Origin of the sequence: Anaerosalibacter massiliensis, assembly GCF_024623155.1 — a bacterium.
Taxonomy (GTDB): domain Bacteria; phylum Bacillota; class Clostridia; order Tissierellales; family Sporanaerobacteraceae; genus Anaerosalibacter; species Anaerosalibacter massiliensis.
The window spans coordinates 356,698-372,032 of sequence record NZ_JANJZL010000001.1; the positions used below are offsets into that span (position 1 = coordinate 356,698).

The 15,335-nt window shown below is 29.3% G+C and carries 15 protein-coding genes and 1 pseudogene; 2 read left to right on the plus strand and 14 right to left on the minus strand.

From position 1 onward, the window contains the following. Nucleotides 1-15 precede the first annotated feature (15 nt). The 10 genes from rsmH to NSA23_RS02130 all read right to left on the minus strand — a co-directional run bounded on the left by rsmH (nt 16) and on the right by NSA23_RS02130 (nt 9,655). Nucleotides 16-948, minus strand: coding sequence for a 16S rRNA (cytosine(1402)-N(4))-methyltransferase RsmH (rsmH, locus tag NSA23_RS02085; protein ID WP_257490073.1), 933 nt, complete (start codon nt 946-948; stop codon nt 16-18). Between the two features lie 22 nt (nt 949-970). Beyond that, the gene (gene mraZ, locus NSA23_RS02090) at nt 971-1,402 is read right to left on the minus strand and encodes a division/cell wall cluster transcriptional repressor MraZ (protein WP_042681469.1); all 432 of its coding nucleotides are present in this window, start codon (nt 1,400-1,402) and stop codon (nt 971-973) included. A 268-nt stretch (nt 1,403-1,670) separates the two neighbouring features. Then, nucleotides 1,671-2,408: a prolipoprotein diacylglyceryl transferase gene (gene lgt / locus NSA23_RS02095; RefSeq protein WP_042681467.1), complete on the minus strand. Its 738-nt coding sequence runs from the start codon at nt 2,406-2,408 to the stop codon at nt 1,671-1,673. Between the two features lie 64 nt (nt 2,409-2,472). Next, on the minus strand, nt 2,473-3,762 hold the full coding sequence (gene yfmH / locus NSA23_RS02100; RefSeq protein WP_257490074.1) for an EF-P 5-aminopentanol modification-associated protein YfmH: 1,290 nt from the start codon (nt 3,760-3,762) through the stop codon (nt 2,473-2,475). A gap of 17 nt (nt 3,763-3,779) precedes the next feature. Continuing rightward, nucleotides 3,780-5,051 (minus strand): EF-P 5-aminopentanol modification-associated protein YfmF, encoded by a 1,272-nt coding sequence (yfmF, locus tag NSA23_RS02105; RefSeq protein WP_050069792.1) that lies wholly within the window; start codon nt 5,049-5,051, stop codon nt 3,780-3,782. Between the two features lie 122 nt (nt 5,052-5,173). Further along, nucleotides 5,174-5,647: a YhcN/YlaJ family sporulation lipoprotein gene (locus NSA23_RS02110; RefSeq protein ID WP_042681465.1), complete on the minus strand. Its 474-nt coding sequence runs from the start codon at nt 5,645-5,647 to the stop codon at nt 5,174-5,176. A gap of 76 nt (nt 5,648-5,723) precedes the next feature. Beyond that, nucleotides 5,724-6,476, minus strand: coding sequence for a phosphate ABC transporter ATP-binding protein PstB (gene pstB / locus NSA23_RS02115; protein ID WP_257490075.1), 753 nt, complete (start codon nt 6,474-6,476; stop codon nt 5,724-5,726). Between the two features lie 12 nt (nt 6,477-6,488). Continuing rightward, nucleotides 6,489-7,361 carry a phosphate ABC transporter permease PstA gene (gene pstA, locus NSA23_RS02120; RefSeq protein WP_042681462.1) on the minus strand — a complete coding sequence of 291 codons (873 nt, stop codon included), beginning with the start codon at nt 7,359-7,361 and terminating at the stop codon, nt 6,489-6,491. Continuing rightward, nucleotides 7,351-8,220: a phosphate ABC transporter permease subunit PstC gene (gene pstC, locus NSA23_RS02125; protein WP_257490076.1), complete on the minus strand. Its 870-nt coding sequence runs from the start codon at nt 8,218-8,220 to the stop codon at nt 7,351-7,353. Before pstC ends, pstA begins: the two co-directional genes overlap by 11 nt. Before the next feature lie 583 nt (nt 8,221-8,803). Then, nucleotides 8,804-9,655, minus strand: coding sequence for a phosphate ABC transporter substrate-binding protein (locus NSA23_RS02130; protein WP_257490077.1), 852 nt, complete (start codon nt 9,653-9,655; stop codon nt 8,804-8,806). A 184-nt stretch (nt 9,656-9,839) separates the two neighbouring features. Here NSA23_RS02130 and ychF point away from each other — a divergent pair, with 184 nt between their 5' ends. Continuing rightward, nucleotides 9,840-10,934: a redox-regulated ATPase YchF gene (ychF, locus tag NSA23_RS02135; RefSeq protein WP_257490078.1), complete on the plus strand. Its 1,095-nt coding sequence runs from the start codon at nt 9,840-9,842 to the stop codon at nt 10,932-10,934. Nucleotides 10,935-11,406: 472 nt separating this feature from the next. Here ychF and NSA23_RS02140 read toward each other — a convergent pair whose 3' ends face one another. The 3 genes from NSA23_RS02140 to NSA23_RS02150 form a co-directional block, all read right to left on the minus strand. Then, a complete protein-coding gene (locus NSA23_RS02140; protein WP_042681453.1) occupies nt 11,407-11,991 on the minus strand; it encodes a DJ-1/PfpI family protein in 585 nt (194 codons plus the stop codon). A 108-nt stretch (nt 11,992-12,099) separates the two neighbouring features. Further along, entirely contained in the window at nt 12,100-12,294 is a 195-nt protein-coding gene (gene cas5, locus NSA23_RS02145) for a CRISPR-associated protein Cas5 (protein WP_257490079.1), read from the minus strand. An 11-nt stretch (nt 12,295-12,305) separates the two neighbouring features. Then, nucleotides 12,306-12,626 (minus strand): radical SAM protein, encoded by a 321-nt coding sequence (locus NSA23_RS02150; protein WP_257490080.1) that lies wholly within the window; start codon nt 12,624-12,626, stop codon nt 12,306-12,308. A 111-nt stretch (nt 12,627-12,737) separates the two neighbouring features. On the opposite strand from NSA23_RS02150, the pseudogene NSA23_RS02155 reads away from it, so the two are divergent. Then, nucleotides 12,738-13,316, plus strand: a pseudogene (locus NSA23_RS02155) (LOG family protein). 71 nt (nt 13,317-13,387) lie between these two features. Here NSA23_RS02155 and NSA23_RS02160 read toward each other — a convergent pair. After that, nucleotides 13,388-14,767 carry an esterase/lipase family protein gene (locus NSA23_RS02160; protein ID WP_257490081.1) on the minus strand — a complete coding sequence of 460 codons (1,380 nt, stop codon included), beginning with the start codon at nt 14,765-14,767 and terminating at the stop codon, nt 13,388-13,390. Between the last annotated feature and the right edge of the window lie 568 nt (nt 14,768-15,335).

Below are 15,335 nucleotides of genomic sequence, written 5' to 3' on the forward strand. Positions count from 1 at the left end.
CCTAAAATTAGAACACTAAACTTTCTCTCCTATTCGAAGTTTAGCACTTCTAGATCTTGGATTTGTCCCTATTTCTTTCTTGCTAGGTGTTATTGGTTTCCTTGTTAAAATTTTCAATTCCTTTTTCTTATCACAATTGCATATTGGAAACTCTGGTGGACATATACAATCTTTATTTAAATATTTAAATGTATCTTTAACTATCCTATCCTCCAATGAATGGAAGGTAATGATACACAATCTCCCTTTTTCATATAAAACGCTATTTGCATCTAAAATGCTATTTTTCAAAATATCCAATTCGCTATTTACTTCTATACGGATAGCTTGAAAAGTTTTTCTTGCAGGATGTCCACCTTTACTTCTTACCTGTTTTGGTATAGCTTTTTTTATAATAGATACTAATTCATATGTAGTATCTATTGGACCTTCTTTACGACCCTCCACTATAAATTTAGCTATCCTTTTTGCCCATTTTTCTTCTCCAAAGTCCCAAAGAATTTTTTCTAATTGTCTTTCATTATATTTATTAACTACATCCCAAGCTGAAAAAGAACTCTCCCTATTCATCCTCATATCTAAAGGAGCATCTTTGTTGTATGAAAAACCTCTTTCTTCTTCATCTAATTGATGAGATGATACCCCTAAATCTAAAAGTATCCCATCAACTTTCTTTATCCCAAGTTCATTTAATATATTTTTCATATTTTTAAAATTATCATGTACAAAAATCACATTATCACTATAATCAGATAAAACTTCCTTAGATTTATTTATTGCATTTTCATCTTGATCTATCCCAATTAGCTTACCTGTACTAAGTCTTTTAACAATTTCAATTGAATGACCAGCACCTCCTAAGGTACCATCTATATATACTCCATCATCCTTTATATTAAGTCCTTCTAGTACTTCATTAAGCATTACAGGAATATGTTCAAAATTCAATCTATCAACTCCCATATATTTTTTATATCCCTAATTCAGCCATCTTTTCTGCTATACTTTCATAACTTAAACTATCATCTTCATTGTATATATCCCATTCTTCCTTACTCCAAATTTCTACTCTTGTACCAACTCCTATTATTACAGCTTCTCTTTCTAGTTTTGAATGATTTCTTAAATTTGCAGGAATGAGGATTCTTCCCTGTTTGTCTAATTCACATTCAGTAGCTCCTGAAAAGAAAAATCTTACAAATGCCCTAGCATCTCTGCTAGTCAAAGGTAGTGATTTCAACTTTTCTTCTAATATACCCCATTCAGATTTTGGGTAGACAAATAAACAGTTATCTAATCCTTTAGTCATTATAAAATTGTCCCCTAGTCCATCTCTCAACTTAGAGGGAATAATAACTCTTCCCTTATTATCTAAATTATGTTGGTATTCTCCAATAAACATTTTATCCACCCCAAAAAATGATTACACTACCTCCCACTTCTCACCACTTTACTCCACACTTATTTATTTCTATAATTATTCGTAAAATCCTTCAAAAAAATAAAAAAAATCTAAATAATATCTAGGACTTCCGTCCTATTTTAATTAGATTTTAAATAGCTTTTTTTTACTACTCCATAAAAACTATAATAATGTTTAAATATCTATATAATAAATGTAATTTTGCTATTTTTAGACATTAAAAAAGAGCAGAATATATGCTGCTCTTTTAAATCCTATATAATTTTTTTCTTCTGTAGAAAAAAATCAATATAGAAACAGCTATAAGTGATAGGCTTACAAGTTGAGCTATTCGAATTGGTCCTAGCATTAAACTATCAGTCCTAAGCCCTTCAATAAAAAACCTTCCAATAGAATATAATATCAAATACAATAGGAAAGTTTCTCCTGTTACTTTTTCTTTGTTTTTTCTATACCAAATTAAATAGAAAAAAACTATAAAATTCCACAATGATTCATATAGGAAAGTAGGATGAACTTTTACACCATCAACTATAATTCCCCAAGGTAAATCTGTCGGTCCTCCATGAGCTTCCTGATTTATATAATTTCCCCATCTGCCAATAGCCTGACCTAGTATAATACTTGGGGCAGTTATATCTGTTACCTGCCAGAAATCTACTTTCCTCTTCTTACAAAATATCACAGTCACTATTACTGCAGCAGCAATAGCTCCATGTATTGCTAATCCTCCACCTCTCATGTGGAAAATTTCTTTTAAATTATTGCCATAATAATCCCAACTAAAGATTACGTAGTATATTCTTGCACCTACTATAGAGAGGGGAATAGCATATAATAATAGATCTATTAATGTTTCTTCATCAAAGCCCACTCTTCTTGCTTCTCTAAACGCAAGTATTGCACCTATTATGATACCAGAAGAAATAAGTATTCCATACCACATTACCTCTATTCCAAATATTTTAAAAGCTACAGGGTCCATATATTAACCCCCTTTCTATACCTACGTCCTAAATATAACATAAAATAGAAAAATTTAAAAGAATTTAAACAGGTTTTACTACAGATAATGTATAATTATCTTTTCTATAGTGATTATTAAATCTATTTGATATATCATCAAAGGATATGGAATCATAGAGATCTATATAATCAATAAAGGAAAAATCTAAGAATAAATAATTTATAAAATTATTAGCTATAAAATCTATTGAATTAAAGCCCATAATATTAGATCCTATATTTTTCTTTTTAATCCTTTCAAAATCTTCTTTATTTAATCCTTTATTTCTCATATTTTCTAAATACAAATTTGTCTTTTCAAGCACTATTTCTGGCTTATATGATTGACCCGCTATAATAGAATGCCCATAGCTTTTGTGCCCAATATACTGTCCACCAAAACTACTATCTACAAGTCCCTCATTATAAAGCTCCTGATAAAATTTAGAGCTTCTTCCAAATAACATATCTAATAATATATTTGTAGCAATTTCTTTTTTCACTAATTTCTTTCCATCTAATCCTACATCATCATCTTTAAAACCTATAGTAAATATAGGTATAGAGGTAACTAAATTTTCCTCTATGTATTTCTCTTTAATTTCCTTTGGTTCTTCAGAATATATACGAGTTATTTCTTCTATATTATTTTTAATATCTTTTTTTTCAGATTTCTCTACTACTTTTATTACTTCATCAAAAGATATATCTCCTACTAAGAATAGAACCATATTTTTAGGATGATAAAATGTATTGTAGCAGGTATAAAGAGTTTCTTTATCAATTTTTTGAATACTTTCCACAGTACCTGCTATATCTATTTTGACAGGATGATTATGATACATTCCTGTTAAACAATTAAAAAACACCTTCCATCCTGGACTATCCTCATACATTTTTATTTCCTGAGCTATTATACCTTTTTCTTTATCTACATTCTCATCAGTAAAATATGGATTTTGAACAAATTTAATTAAAAGTTCCAAGCTTTCATAAAAATTGTCAGTGCAAGAAAAAAGATATGCTGTTTGATTAAAATTTGTATAGGCATTCACACTAGCACCAAATTTTGAAAACTGATCAAATATATTTTCATCTGGTTCTTCAAATAATTTATGCTCTAGAAAATGAGCAATTCCTTCTGGAACTTCAATCATTTCTTTTTTCCCTATAGGGATAAATTTATTGTCATTTGAGCCATATTTAGTTGCAAATACAGCATGTTTTTTCATATATCCTTTTTTAGGCACTAAATAGACTCTAAGGCCACTTTCTGATTCATAGAAAAACATTTCTTCATCTATTTTTTGGTTTTTATATATTTTCTTATCCAAAGTATATACCTCCTAGATTACAGATTTTCATTTCTTAAAAAGTATATTGTATCTATGTTTATTTTATTAGAAGCTTCTATTATCTCTTCTTTATTCACATTTAAAATGCTTTCTATTGTTTCATCAATAGTACTATTGTCATTGGATAATATTTGACTTAAAAAGAATTCAGATATTAAATAATTGCTATCTGTTACAGATTTTAAAGAAGTAACTATAGATTTTTTCGCAATTTCTATATCCTCATCGGTAAATACTCCATTTTTCAATTCATCTATTTGTCCTCTAGTTATTTCCAATGTCTTTTCATATTTATCAAAATCAATACCTGCATCTATAAGCATTATAGATTTGTATTTATATACCATAGAACCTATATAGTATGCAAGGCTTTCCTTTTCTCTCACAGTTCTAAATAGTTTTGAATTTGGCCCGCCACCTAATATTTCACTAGCAACTAATAATGCATTATAGAGATCATCTTCATAGGGAATGCTTGTTCTGTAACCCATTACTAATTTTCCTTGGCTTATTGACATATCTTCACGGACCATATTTTTAGTCTGTACTCCATTTATAATTTTTTCCCTAGGAACATCTACTATATTTTCTCTATCTATTCTAAATGTATCTTCCATATATTCTACAATATTGTCATCATAGTCTCCAATAAAAAATATTTCTATAGGACTAGTATTTAAAATATATTCGTAGCGGCTATATAAATTTTGATTATTAATAGAATCTAAATCTTCTACATAACCATATTCATAAATACTGAACTTTTCATTTTTGCACATTTCCTCTATACATCTAGTTATAGCATAAGATCTTTTATCATTTATTTTTCCTTCTATTATTTTCTTTAAATTTTCTTTTTCTTGCTCTACATATTTCTTACTAAAACTATTCTCCTCTAGATATGGATTAAATACTATTTCCTTTAAAAAATCAATTACATCATAAAAATATTTCTCATCTTCTACATAAATACCTTTTGGACTTTCTATGGTAAATCTTAATACATGCCTTTCCCCTTTTTTATTAATATTTAAGCTGAATTCTGCTCCATATAATTCTTCCAATTTTCTTTCAATATCTAAATTAGTAGTATATTTATTCGTACCTCTTTTTAGAACTAAGGGAATCAATGCATTCTTTGTAACATCATCCTTATCTAAAGGCATTTCCATATAAAGACTTACTAAATTTGATTTAAACTTATTAGTTTTAATTAGATTTAAATTTATTCCTTTACCTATATTCATTCTTTCATTTATTGGTGCCAACAAAATTACCTCCTTAACCCATTTATTTTTATATTACCCATATTTAAATATAAAAATATAAGTTATTAGTTATTATATGAAAAAACCTAGTCATAAGACCAGGTTTTGACTATATCTTTCAATTATCTTGCCCTTTTAACTATCTTATTTATTTCTGTATTATAGTTGTTAACACTATCTCCTTTAATAAGTGATTGAGCTATATTATCTATTATATCAAATGTTTTGTCATCTGCAATTAGTTTAACATCTTTTATTTGTCCATCAGCTTTCATAGCAGTTTCTTTTATCATATTAATCAATTCCTCATTTAATTCAACACTATCAGCTATCTCCACAGCTACTATAGCCTGATTTTCATATATTATTGCTGTCGCTCCTTCTATACCTATTAGCTCTACTAAATTATCTGCAATATTTTCTCCCCTATCTACTAACTCCTTATTTTTACTTCCTCCTATATTTGTACTTACATCTTTTTTCTCTGGCTCTTCTTTTGAATTTTCTATATCTGTTTTTTTACATCCAATGGCAAATAAAGACATTATTGTAACTATAATAAGTAAACCTAGTAACTTTCTTCTAATCTTCCTCATTAAAAAACCTCCTTTAAACTTTATTATTCCATTTAAAACAAAAAATATTAAAAAAACACAGGCATATTTATGCCTTTTAGCCAAACATGCCTGTGATATAGTCCTTAGTTCTCTTATCCCTTGGAGATTCAAAAATATATTTAGTTTTCTCATGCTCAACTAATTTACCTAAAAGAAAAAATGCCGTATAATCTGAAATTCTAGCCGCCTGTTGCATAGAGTGAGTAACTATTATAACTGTATAATTTTCTTTTAAAGTAGTTATTAAATCTTCAATTTTTGATGTGGCTATAGGATCAAGGGCAGAAGTAGGCTCATCCATAAGTATAACCTCTGGTTCCACTGCCAACGCTCTAGCTATACAAAGTCTTTGTTGTTGACCTCCTGAAAGGCTCAATGCAGATTTATTTAATCTATCTTTTACCTCATCCCATAGAAAAGCTGATTTTAAACTCCTTTCAACTATCTCATTTAATTCATTTTTTTTCTTTATTCCATGAACCCTAGGCCCATAGGCTACATTATCATATATACTCATAGGAAAGGGATTTGGCTTTTGAAATACCATTCCTACCTTTTTTCTAAGAGTTATAGGATCCATATCTTTATATATATCTGTTCCATCCAATACTATATTCCCTTCTACTTTTACATTAGATACAGTATCATTTAATCTGTTTAATATTCTTAAAAAGCTTGTCTTTCCACATCCAGAAGGTCCTATTAAAGCAGTTATACTATTTTCATAGAAGGAAATATCTATACTATTAAGCACTTTCATATTTCCATAATAAAAATTTAAATTGTCCACAATTATCTTGCTATTCATTATGACTCCCCCTTAATTCCCTTTTAACTTTTTGTTATACTTTTTAGCTAATTTATTTGAAATCATATTTACAAATAATATAAATATAACTAAAATAGTAGCTGTAAAATAAGCACTTTCAAAAGAAACTCCTTCTTTTGCTAAAATATATAAATGTACTGATAAAGTTCTCCCAGATTCTAAGGGACTACCAGCTAACCTAGGTACCATTCCAGCTGTTAAATAAACTGCCGCCGTCTCTCCTACTATTCTACCTATACTTAAAATAATCGAAATAATTATTCCAGGAAGAGCACTAGGAATGACCACACCTTTTATAGTTCTAAGTTTTGAAGCTCCTAATGCCAAGCTTCCTTCTCTTATAGATAGAGGTACTGTTTTTAAAGCTTCTTCAGTAGTTTTAATTATTATAGGAAGAATCATAATACTAAGGGTCAAAGCCCCTGAAAGTATAGACCAATTAAGATTTAATCCTACAACAAAAACAATCATTCCAAAAAGTCCAAATATTATAGAAGGTATGCCAGCCAAACTTTGAATAGCAAAACGTATTAAATGGACTAATTTACTTTTTCCAGCATATTCATTTAAATAAATAGCTGTCCAAATACCTATAGGAGTAGAAATAAATACTGCTAATACTACAATATAAAAAGTATTCATGAGAATAGGTAAAATACTTTCATCTCCACTAAGAATATTCATCTTATTAGCCTTTACAAATCCATTAAATACTATATGAACAAGTATCCATAAAACTATTCCAAAGGTTAAAAATACAGAAAAATAAATGAGCCCTTTAATAAATTTTTCTTTTAAACTTTTAATATTTATTTGATTTCTTTGTAAACTTTTACCTGTCAATTGCAAACTTTTATCTGTCATTAGCTTCACCTACTTTTCTACTAAATGCTATAAATACTCCATTGATAAGCATTATAAACACAAATAAAATAACACCTGTAGCAAAAAGTGATTCTTGATGGAGTCCATACGCATATCCCATTTCTATGGCTATATTGGAAGTCAATGTTCTCACTCTGTCAAAAGCAGAATGAGGAATTAATGGAGTATTACCTGATACTAATATAATAGCCATAGTTTCACCTATTGCTCTACCTAATGCCAATACAATAGAAGCAAATATTCCAGAACTTGCAGAGGGCAATATTACTTTGAAAATACTGTCTAAATGGGTTGAGCCTAATGCCAATGCTCCTTCTTTATATTCCTTAGGAACGGATCTCATAGAGGCTTCAGAAATACTTATAATTGTTGGCAAAATCATTATCCCAAGTATTATTGAAGAAGCCAAAAGACTATTTCCCCCTCCACCAAATATTTTATCTATGATAGGAACTATAGTTACAAGTCCAAAGAAACCAAAAACTACTGAAGGTATGCCTGCTAATAACTCTACAACTTTTCTTAAAAAATCCGCTACTTTTTTATTAGCCATTTCACTTAAATATATAGCTGTAAATACCCCTATAGGCACTCCTATTATACAAGCTCCTATAGTTACATATATTGAGCCTAGTATCATAGGTAAGATTCCATATTGACCATTTCCAGGCTTCCATTTAGTTCCTAATATAAAACTTTTCAGCCCAATTTCTTTTATTGCAGGTACACCTTTTATAAATATAAATAATGTAATACTAAAAACTAAAATAATAGAAATTAGTGCACTTATTAAAAATAATTTTTCATTTAGTTTTTCTTGCCAATTAGATTTGGTCATATATTACACCTCTTTTTAAATTAGTATAGTTCTTTTGAATTAGTACCAATCCATAGATTTAAAATAATAAGATATACACTTTCTTTTAACATAATGCGAATTTTCGCAAATAGAAATAAAAATTCGCTCCGAAAAAAGTTTTGATGAAATAGTATCCTCATAAAATAGAAAATGCTAAATATTTTCAAACTCGCTTCGCTCAAATAGTGAAAATTTCTTAACGCATTTTCTATTTTATTCAGATTATTTCATGGCAAAACTTTTTAAGTCACTCATCTTTTATTTCTATTTGCTCACATTTTGTGCCATTAGAATTAATATATTTAAAATAAATAACATAGCTATAGAATTTTAATTTATTAGGTCTATTGACTTAAAAAGCCTTTGGTTAGAAAATAGAGAAGAAGTTTTTCACAAAACCTGTGAAATTGATTTTCAATCAATTTAGAAAATAACCATCATTCGCGATAGGGTTTTATGAAATTTAAGTCCTATTTTCTCCAAAGCTTTTTCGGAAGAAAGACCTAATAAATTAAAATCCGTGAACTGGCACTAATTAAATTTAAATTCTAGTACCCACCATTTATTTCACAGTAATCTGTTTTTCTCCTACTATCTTTTGACCTTCTTCACTTAGTACAAAATCTATAAATTCTTTTATTAGAGAATCTTCCTCTCCATTTGTAAGCATTAAAAATGGTCTTGAAATTTTATAATCTCCAGATTTAATTTTTTCTACTATTCCTTCTACTCCGCCTATTTTAAGACCTTTTGTTGTATCATCTAAATAAGATAAGGACAAATATCCTATTGAGTTTTTCTTACTTGCTATATTGGCCTTAACTGCTCCATTTCCTTCAGCGATAAGAGCATCTTCTCTAACTGAATCAAAATCCAATATTTCTTCAAAAGCTCCTCTTGTACCTGAGCCTTCTTCTCTAGAAACCACTAAAATTTCTTCATTACTTCCACCAACTTCACTCCAATTTTTTATTTCCCCAGTAAATATTTTACTTATAGTATCCATATCTAAATCTTCCACTTTGTTTTCAGGATGTACTGCTACTATAATGCCATCGTAAGCTATTATATGTTCTTTTATTCCAGACTTCTTTTCTTCATCTTTTAAATCCCTTGAACTTATACCAATATCTGCTGTTTTATCAATTGTAGCTTTAATTCCTGCTGTAGAACCAACTCCTTGTACATTTACCTTTACTTCTGGATTTTTTTTACTAAATTCTTTTCCTAACTCTTCTGCCAACAATGATACAGATGTAGAACCTACAATATTTACCGTCCCTTTTAACTCTGAACCTTTACTTTCAGAATTAGTCTCTTTTTTTGAATCACTATTACAACCAGATAGCACTACAGAAATCACTAATACTAAAGACAAGATTAATATTACTTTCTTAAAGCTACTAATTTTCATTTGCATTCTCCTCTCGTTTCTTATTACAATTTTATATTAGTTTAAAATAGTTAAATTCAAGTTAAGACAAAGTAAAATCTATGTAAAGTAAAACCTTAAATTCTCTACTCCATATTGAATAAATAAAAACCATAATATATAATGTTTTATGACACAACAACTTAATCTCGAAAGGAAGATTGGAATGAAATTAGGAATAGTAGGACTACCAAATGTAGGAAAGAGCACTCTCTTTAATGCATTAACAGCTGCAAAGGCAGATGCAGAAAATTACCCGTTTTGCACTATAGAACCAAATGTAGGTATTGTTCCTGTGCCAGATGAAAGATTAGATGAATTAGCTGAGCTTGTTAATCCAGAAAAAATCACTCCAGCTACTATTGAATTTTTCGATATTGCTGGTTTAGTAAAAGGGGCTAGTAATGGTGAAGGCTTAGGCAATAAATTTCTTTCACATATTCGTGAAGTAGAGTCTATCATTCAAGTTATCAGATGCTTTGAAAATGAAAATGTAACTCATGTAGAAGGAAGAATAGATCCTATAAACGATATTGAAATTATAAATTTGGAGCTTATGCTTTCTGATTTAGAAGTTATAGATAGAAGACTTGCCAAAGTAGAAAAGGATTTAAAAGGAGATAAAAGCTACAAGAAAGAATATGAACTTTTATCTAGAATTAAAAAAAATATTGAAGAAGGTACATCCCTTAGAAGCTTAGATTTTACAAAAGAAGAACATAGTATTATAAAAAGCTTAAATCTCCTTTCATTGAAACCGGTTTTATATGTGTGCAATGTTTCAGAAGAGGATTTAATAGATGGGTATGAAGATAATCCCTATGTAATTAAAGTAAGAGAATATGCAAAAAAGGAAAATTCAAAAACTGTAATTATATCTGCAAAGATAGAATCAGAAATTGCTCAACTAGAAGGAGAAGAAAGAGCCATATTCTTAGATGAACTAGGACTTAAAGAATCAGGACTTGATAAACTTATAAGAGTTAGCTATGATCTACTAGGCCTTATGAGCTTTTTAACTGCTGGTCCTCAAGAAGTAAGAGCTTGGACTATAAAAAAAGGAACAAAAGCACCTGAAGCTGCTGGAAAAATTCATACAGATATGGAAAGAGGATTTATAAGAGCAGAAGTTATAAACTATAAAGATTTAATAAATGCAGGTGGAAATACTCAAGCAAAAGAAAAAGGCCTTGTTCGCCTAGAGGGCAAAGACTATATAATACAAGATGGAGATGTAGTATTGTTCAGATTCAATGTATAAAAATAAGTTGGCTAAAAATGCCAACTTATTTTCTACTACAAATCCATTCTTATGCCATGATTTTTTAACCATTCTTTTCTTTCCTTATATTCAAGGATAATGCTTTCTACTAAATTCCAAAAATCCTTTAATTAATGTTTATTACTTACACTACATGTTTGGTATTAACACGTTTTATTCAAATATTTATAAATAAAATACCTATCATGTATTGTAAGATAAAATATTCCCATAAATTTATTATGACTAACATGAAATCTTTTACTAAGCATTGTAGGGAACTATGCCCCGTCTCTACAACTATCATAAATGGATTTTGAAAATATATCATCTATAATATTATTACTTCGCTTTAGAACCCTTATTTCCTAGAATCAAAATATTAATTACTGCAGTAGTTTTTGTATGAGTCTATTATAAATAAACTTGATAGAAAAATGTAAATAGACTTATCAAATTTTACAGAAACAAATCACTCTTTCTCTAAATCAAAAGATCCTGGATAAACTGGAATACCTAGTTCTTTTCCGATAGCTATTGCCCATTGACGAAATCCGAAAGCTACAGAGGTTATGATATTGTCAGCTTTCAGATATTTTTCCGGAACAGCACCGTCACAAGCTGCCTTCCATCCTATCATTTGTATCATATCCTCTTCCGTCACCCCTTCTTCATATAGATGGTGTTTTTCCACACCTATCATGAAGGGCTTACCTTTCAAATGTCCCAATTTTAGCAGAAATATAGGCGCGATAGAAATTGCACCAATTAAAGCTTCTTTCTTGTAAAACTTATCGATAAATTGTAACACTTTCACATCTTCCACTGCTCCTCTCGCATCAGAAGAACCTGTTAATAAAAGGGAATCATACTCATTAACATTCAATTCTTCCAAAGTACAATCTGCTTTAACTAATAAACCTTCTTCTGAACGAATGGGCTGTAATTCAGTGGCAAAGTAGGTAATGGGTTTTTGAGCCATCTGTAACATTTCTAAAGCCACTGTCAACTCAAAAAGACAACATTTATCATATAAAAATACAGCTGTTTTTTTCATAACTTCCTCCTTAAAATTTTGATTTATCGGTCTCTATAATAGACTCCGTACAAAAACTACTGCGGTAGTAAATTCTCCATGGCATTTATTAAAATTTAGGATAAACCTTTAAGCCTTTACAGAATCAATGACATAATAAAATGTAGGCTTCCAATAACATGCCTCCACTATCCCTTTTAAGGCTTGGTAACTTGGCACCTGATAAGTAAACTTCTCTCCTCCCCCTTTTGTCATAGGGTCTGTAAATAATGTATAATCTCCAAATACCTTCATATAAAATGGGTTAGATTTAAATTTGTTCATAGCTCCTCCTTTCAATATACCATGGAGTATAGGAAAGTATAAGTTGAATCATATTTAACTTTCTTTACTAAGTCTAAAGTTTCTTTAAAATCTTTTTCAGTTTCGCCAGAAAAACCTACAATCATATCTATAGTTAATGCAATGCCTAGTATTTTATTTTTAATCTTTTCGACAAGTCTTAAATATTTTTCTTTAGTATATTTTCTATTCATATTCTTTAATGTTTTATCACTACCTGATTGAACTGGCAAATGTAGGTGTTTACATACTTTATTACAATCCCTCATAGCATATATGAGTTCATCAGATAGATCTTTAGGATGAGATATCATGTTTGATGTATTAGTTCCATCTCTCCAGCAGCAAGTCCGCAATGGTTACTATCTTATCCTTTAGTTGTACTTCACATTATCAACAAAACATCATTATAGGAGGTAATTTTTATGAAAAGAATCTGTGTTTATTCTGGCTCTAATCTAGATTTACGCTCTGAATATAAAGAAAGTGCTAAACTACTAGGTAAAATATTGGCTGAAAACAAAATTGAATTAGTATATGGTGGTTTAAGAATAGCCCTTATGGGTGAGATATCAAATGAAGTTTTAAGAAATAACGGAAAAGTTATTGGGGTTATGCCTAAAGGGCTTTTCTCAGGTGAAATGGTTCATAAAAATTTGACTAAACTTATTGAAGTTGAAAACATGCATGAAAGGAAGCAAACTATGGCTGAGCTTTCTGATGGATTTATAGCACTTCCTGGTGGGCTTGGTATTTTTGAAGAACTATTTGAAGTATCTAGTTGAGCTCAGCTTGGTATTCATAAAAAGCCTATTGTCATATTAAATATATCAAATTTCTTTGATCCTCTTTTACATATGATTAAAAACACTTGTACTGAAGGTTTCATGAATGAATCAAATATTAAGCTTATTTCAGTTTCAGACACTCCTTTAGAATTAATCAAACAAATGAAAAACTATGTACCACCTTTAATGGAAAATAAATGGCGCGAATTAGTATAAGTAAATTTCAGTATAAAAAACTAGCTTATCATAAATATAATAAGCTAGTTTTATCTTATTATTTCATCTATTTATCTTGGCAATTTACTTAAAAAGTTTCCATAGTCAATATACCAGTCTTTAACGTTACCAAATGTACCTACTATGTCCATATGATCCGTATTTATAATTCTAGGCATTACATTCCATTGTCCTATTTTAGCTCCGCTATTATATTGCTCAATAACATCATTAGAACCTAATTTAGGTCCATTTTGACTAATACAATTTACAACACCATCATTTGGAAACCATTTCTTATCAATGATAGGAAGATCTTTTTTATTACGTGAATATCTACCCATTAAGTTTGCTGTTGGATAAAATAGAGGATTCATTGGACCAATTTGTGCTACGGAATGACCTGTAAGTTTAGATTCTTTAGTTGCTTGCGTTATCCAGGAAAAATAATATACGTTTGGTTGAGCCTTTACCCATGTATTGAGTTCTTGTGCACCTTTTGTGGATAAATCATAAGTTGATATATCCTTTGTCCTATTCCAAATACCACTTTCTAAAACCCTTTTAATATAATCACGTTGAGATTCTGCCTTTTGTTTTTTTAATCCCCATTGATCTAATTTAAAATCATATACTGCGCTGAATAACTTATTTTTACCAGTTATTGCTCCTAATGCACCAAATGCAGAACTTAATAAATCTTTTGCTGGTATTAGATCTGATAAGGTTGTCCCATCATTAGGCGTAGATATAGTAGTAATGCTATGAACCCAATGCTTTCCTCCTTCAAATAATGGTGAAATATTTTCTTGTCCACAATTTATTTCCTCTTTGCTGCCTTCACTTAACAGCTGTGTAAGTGTACGTATAGTTTGTCCACCCATACTATGACCTATTAAATGTATTTTATTTTCATTGCTTATATTTTTATATATACCTGGATATGTCCTTCCATATCTATTATGTTTAAATTTTTTTGCATGAGCTTCTCCATAATCTACTGTTCCACCTACTATGTAAGCGTAAAGTTCACAAGCTCTATCCCAATTACTAGATACTGGTCCTACTGTTGCTGTATAAGTCTTATGGCCTGAGGCATTTAATTTTTCTTGAAGATCAACTGTTCCACCCCAATATTTATATCCTAACAATTCATCTCTTCCAAAACCCATAAAACCATGAACTAAAATAATTGGATAATTATTTCCCTCTTTAATACTCATAGTGTTAATTTCCGGGAACTTTAATGGAGGCATTTTCTCCACATCTTCTTCTTGTTTAACTTCTTCTGCCGAGTCTATTAAATTGTCTATATTTTCTAATGTCGGTAGATTTATCGACTCTTTTATATCCTTTACTTCTTCTTTAACAGTAGATGCTTCCACCTCCTGTATTCCTTGTGCCTTTGGTTCAGCTGCTCTTACAATCATTGAAAAATTTGTTAGTGTCATAGAAAATACTAATAAAATAATAGTTGTTATTTTGGTTAAATTTTTTTCATTTTACATATCCCCCCTAATTTAATTTTTAAGTAACTATTATGACTGAATAAATCATTTGCTCTCAACCTCCTTCTATTTAATTTGAATAATTGATAAATATATACAATTATACAGGCACTTTAAACAATTTTCAATATTTTTATAATTTTCTTTTTATTGCATACAAAAACTATCAAAGAATCCATTTTTAATGATAAAATATAGAAAATTTTCAAAAACAAATAGAGCTGTAATAGATGCTAACTGTATGATAAAAGAAATATCAGTAAATTGGATAAATATCAATGAAATAAAATAACTATTTTGATTTTTTATACTAGGCTAATGCCTATAAATGATTTTAGTGACATAACGATTATTAATATATTCAAATACTGTAAATTAAGTTTATAAAAATTATTCAACAATTTTTATTTATGCTATAAAGGATCTTGTGTTTGAAGTACATCTTATAAGGTTACAATAGATATGTTACAGAAATAAAGAAAAAAGTACTTATGAAACAGCAAAGTTTCTT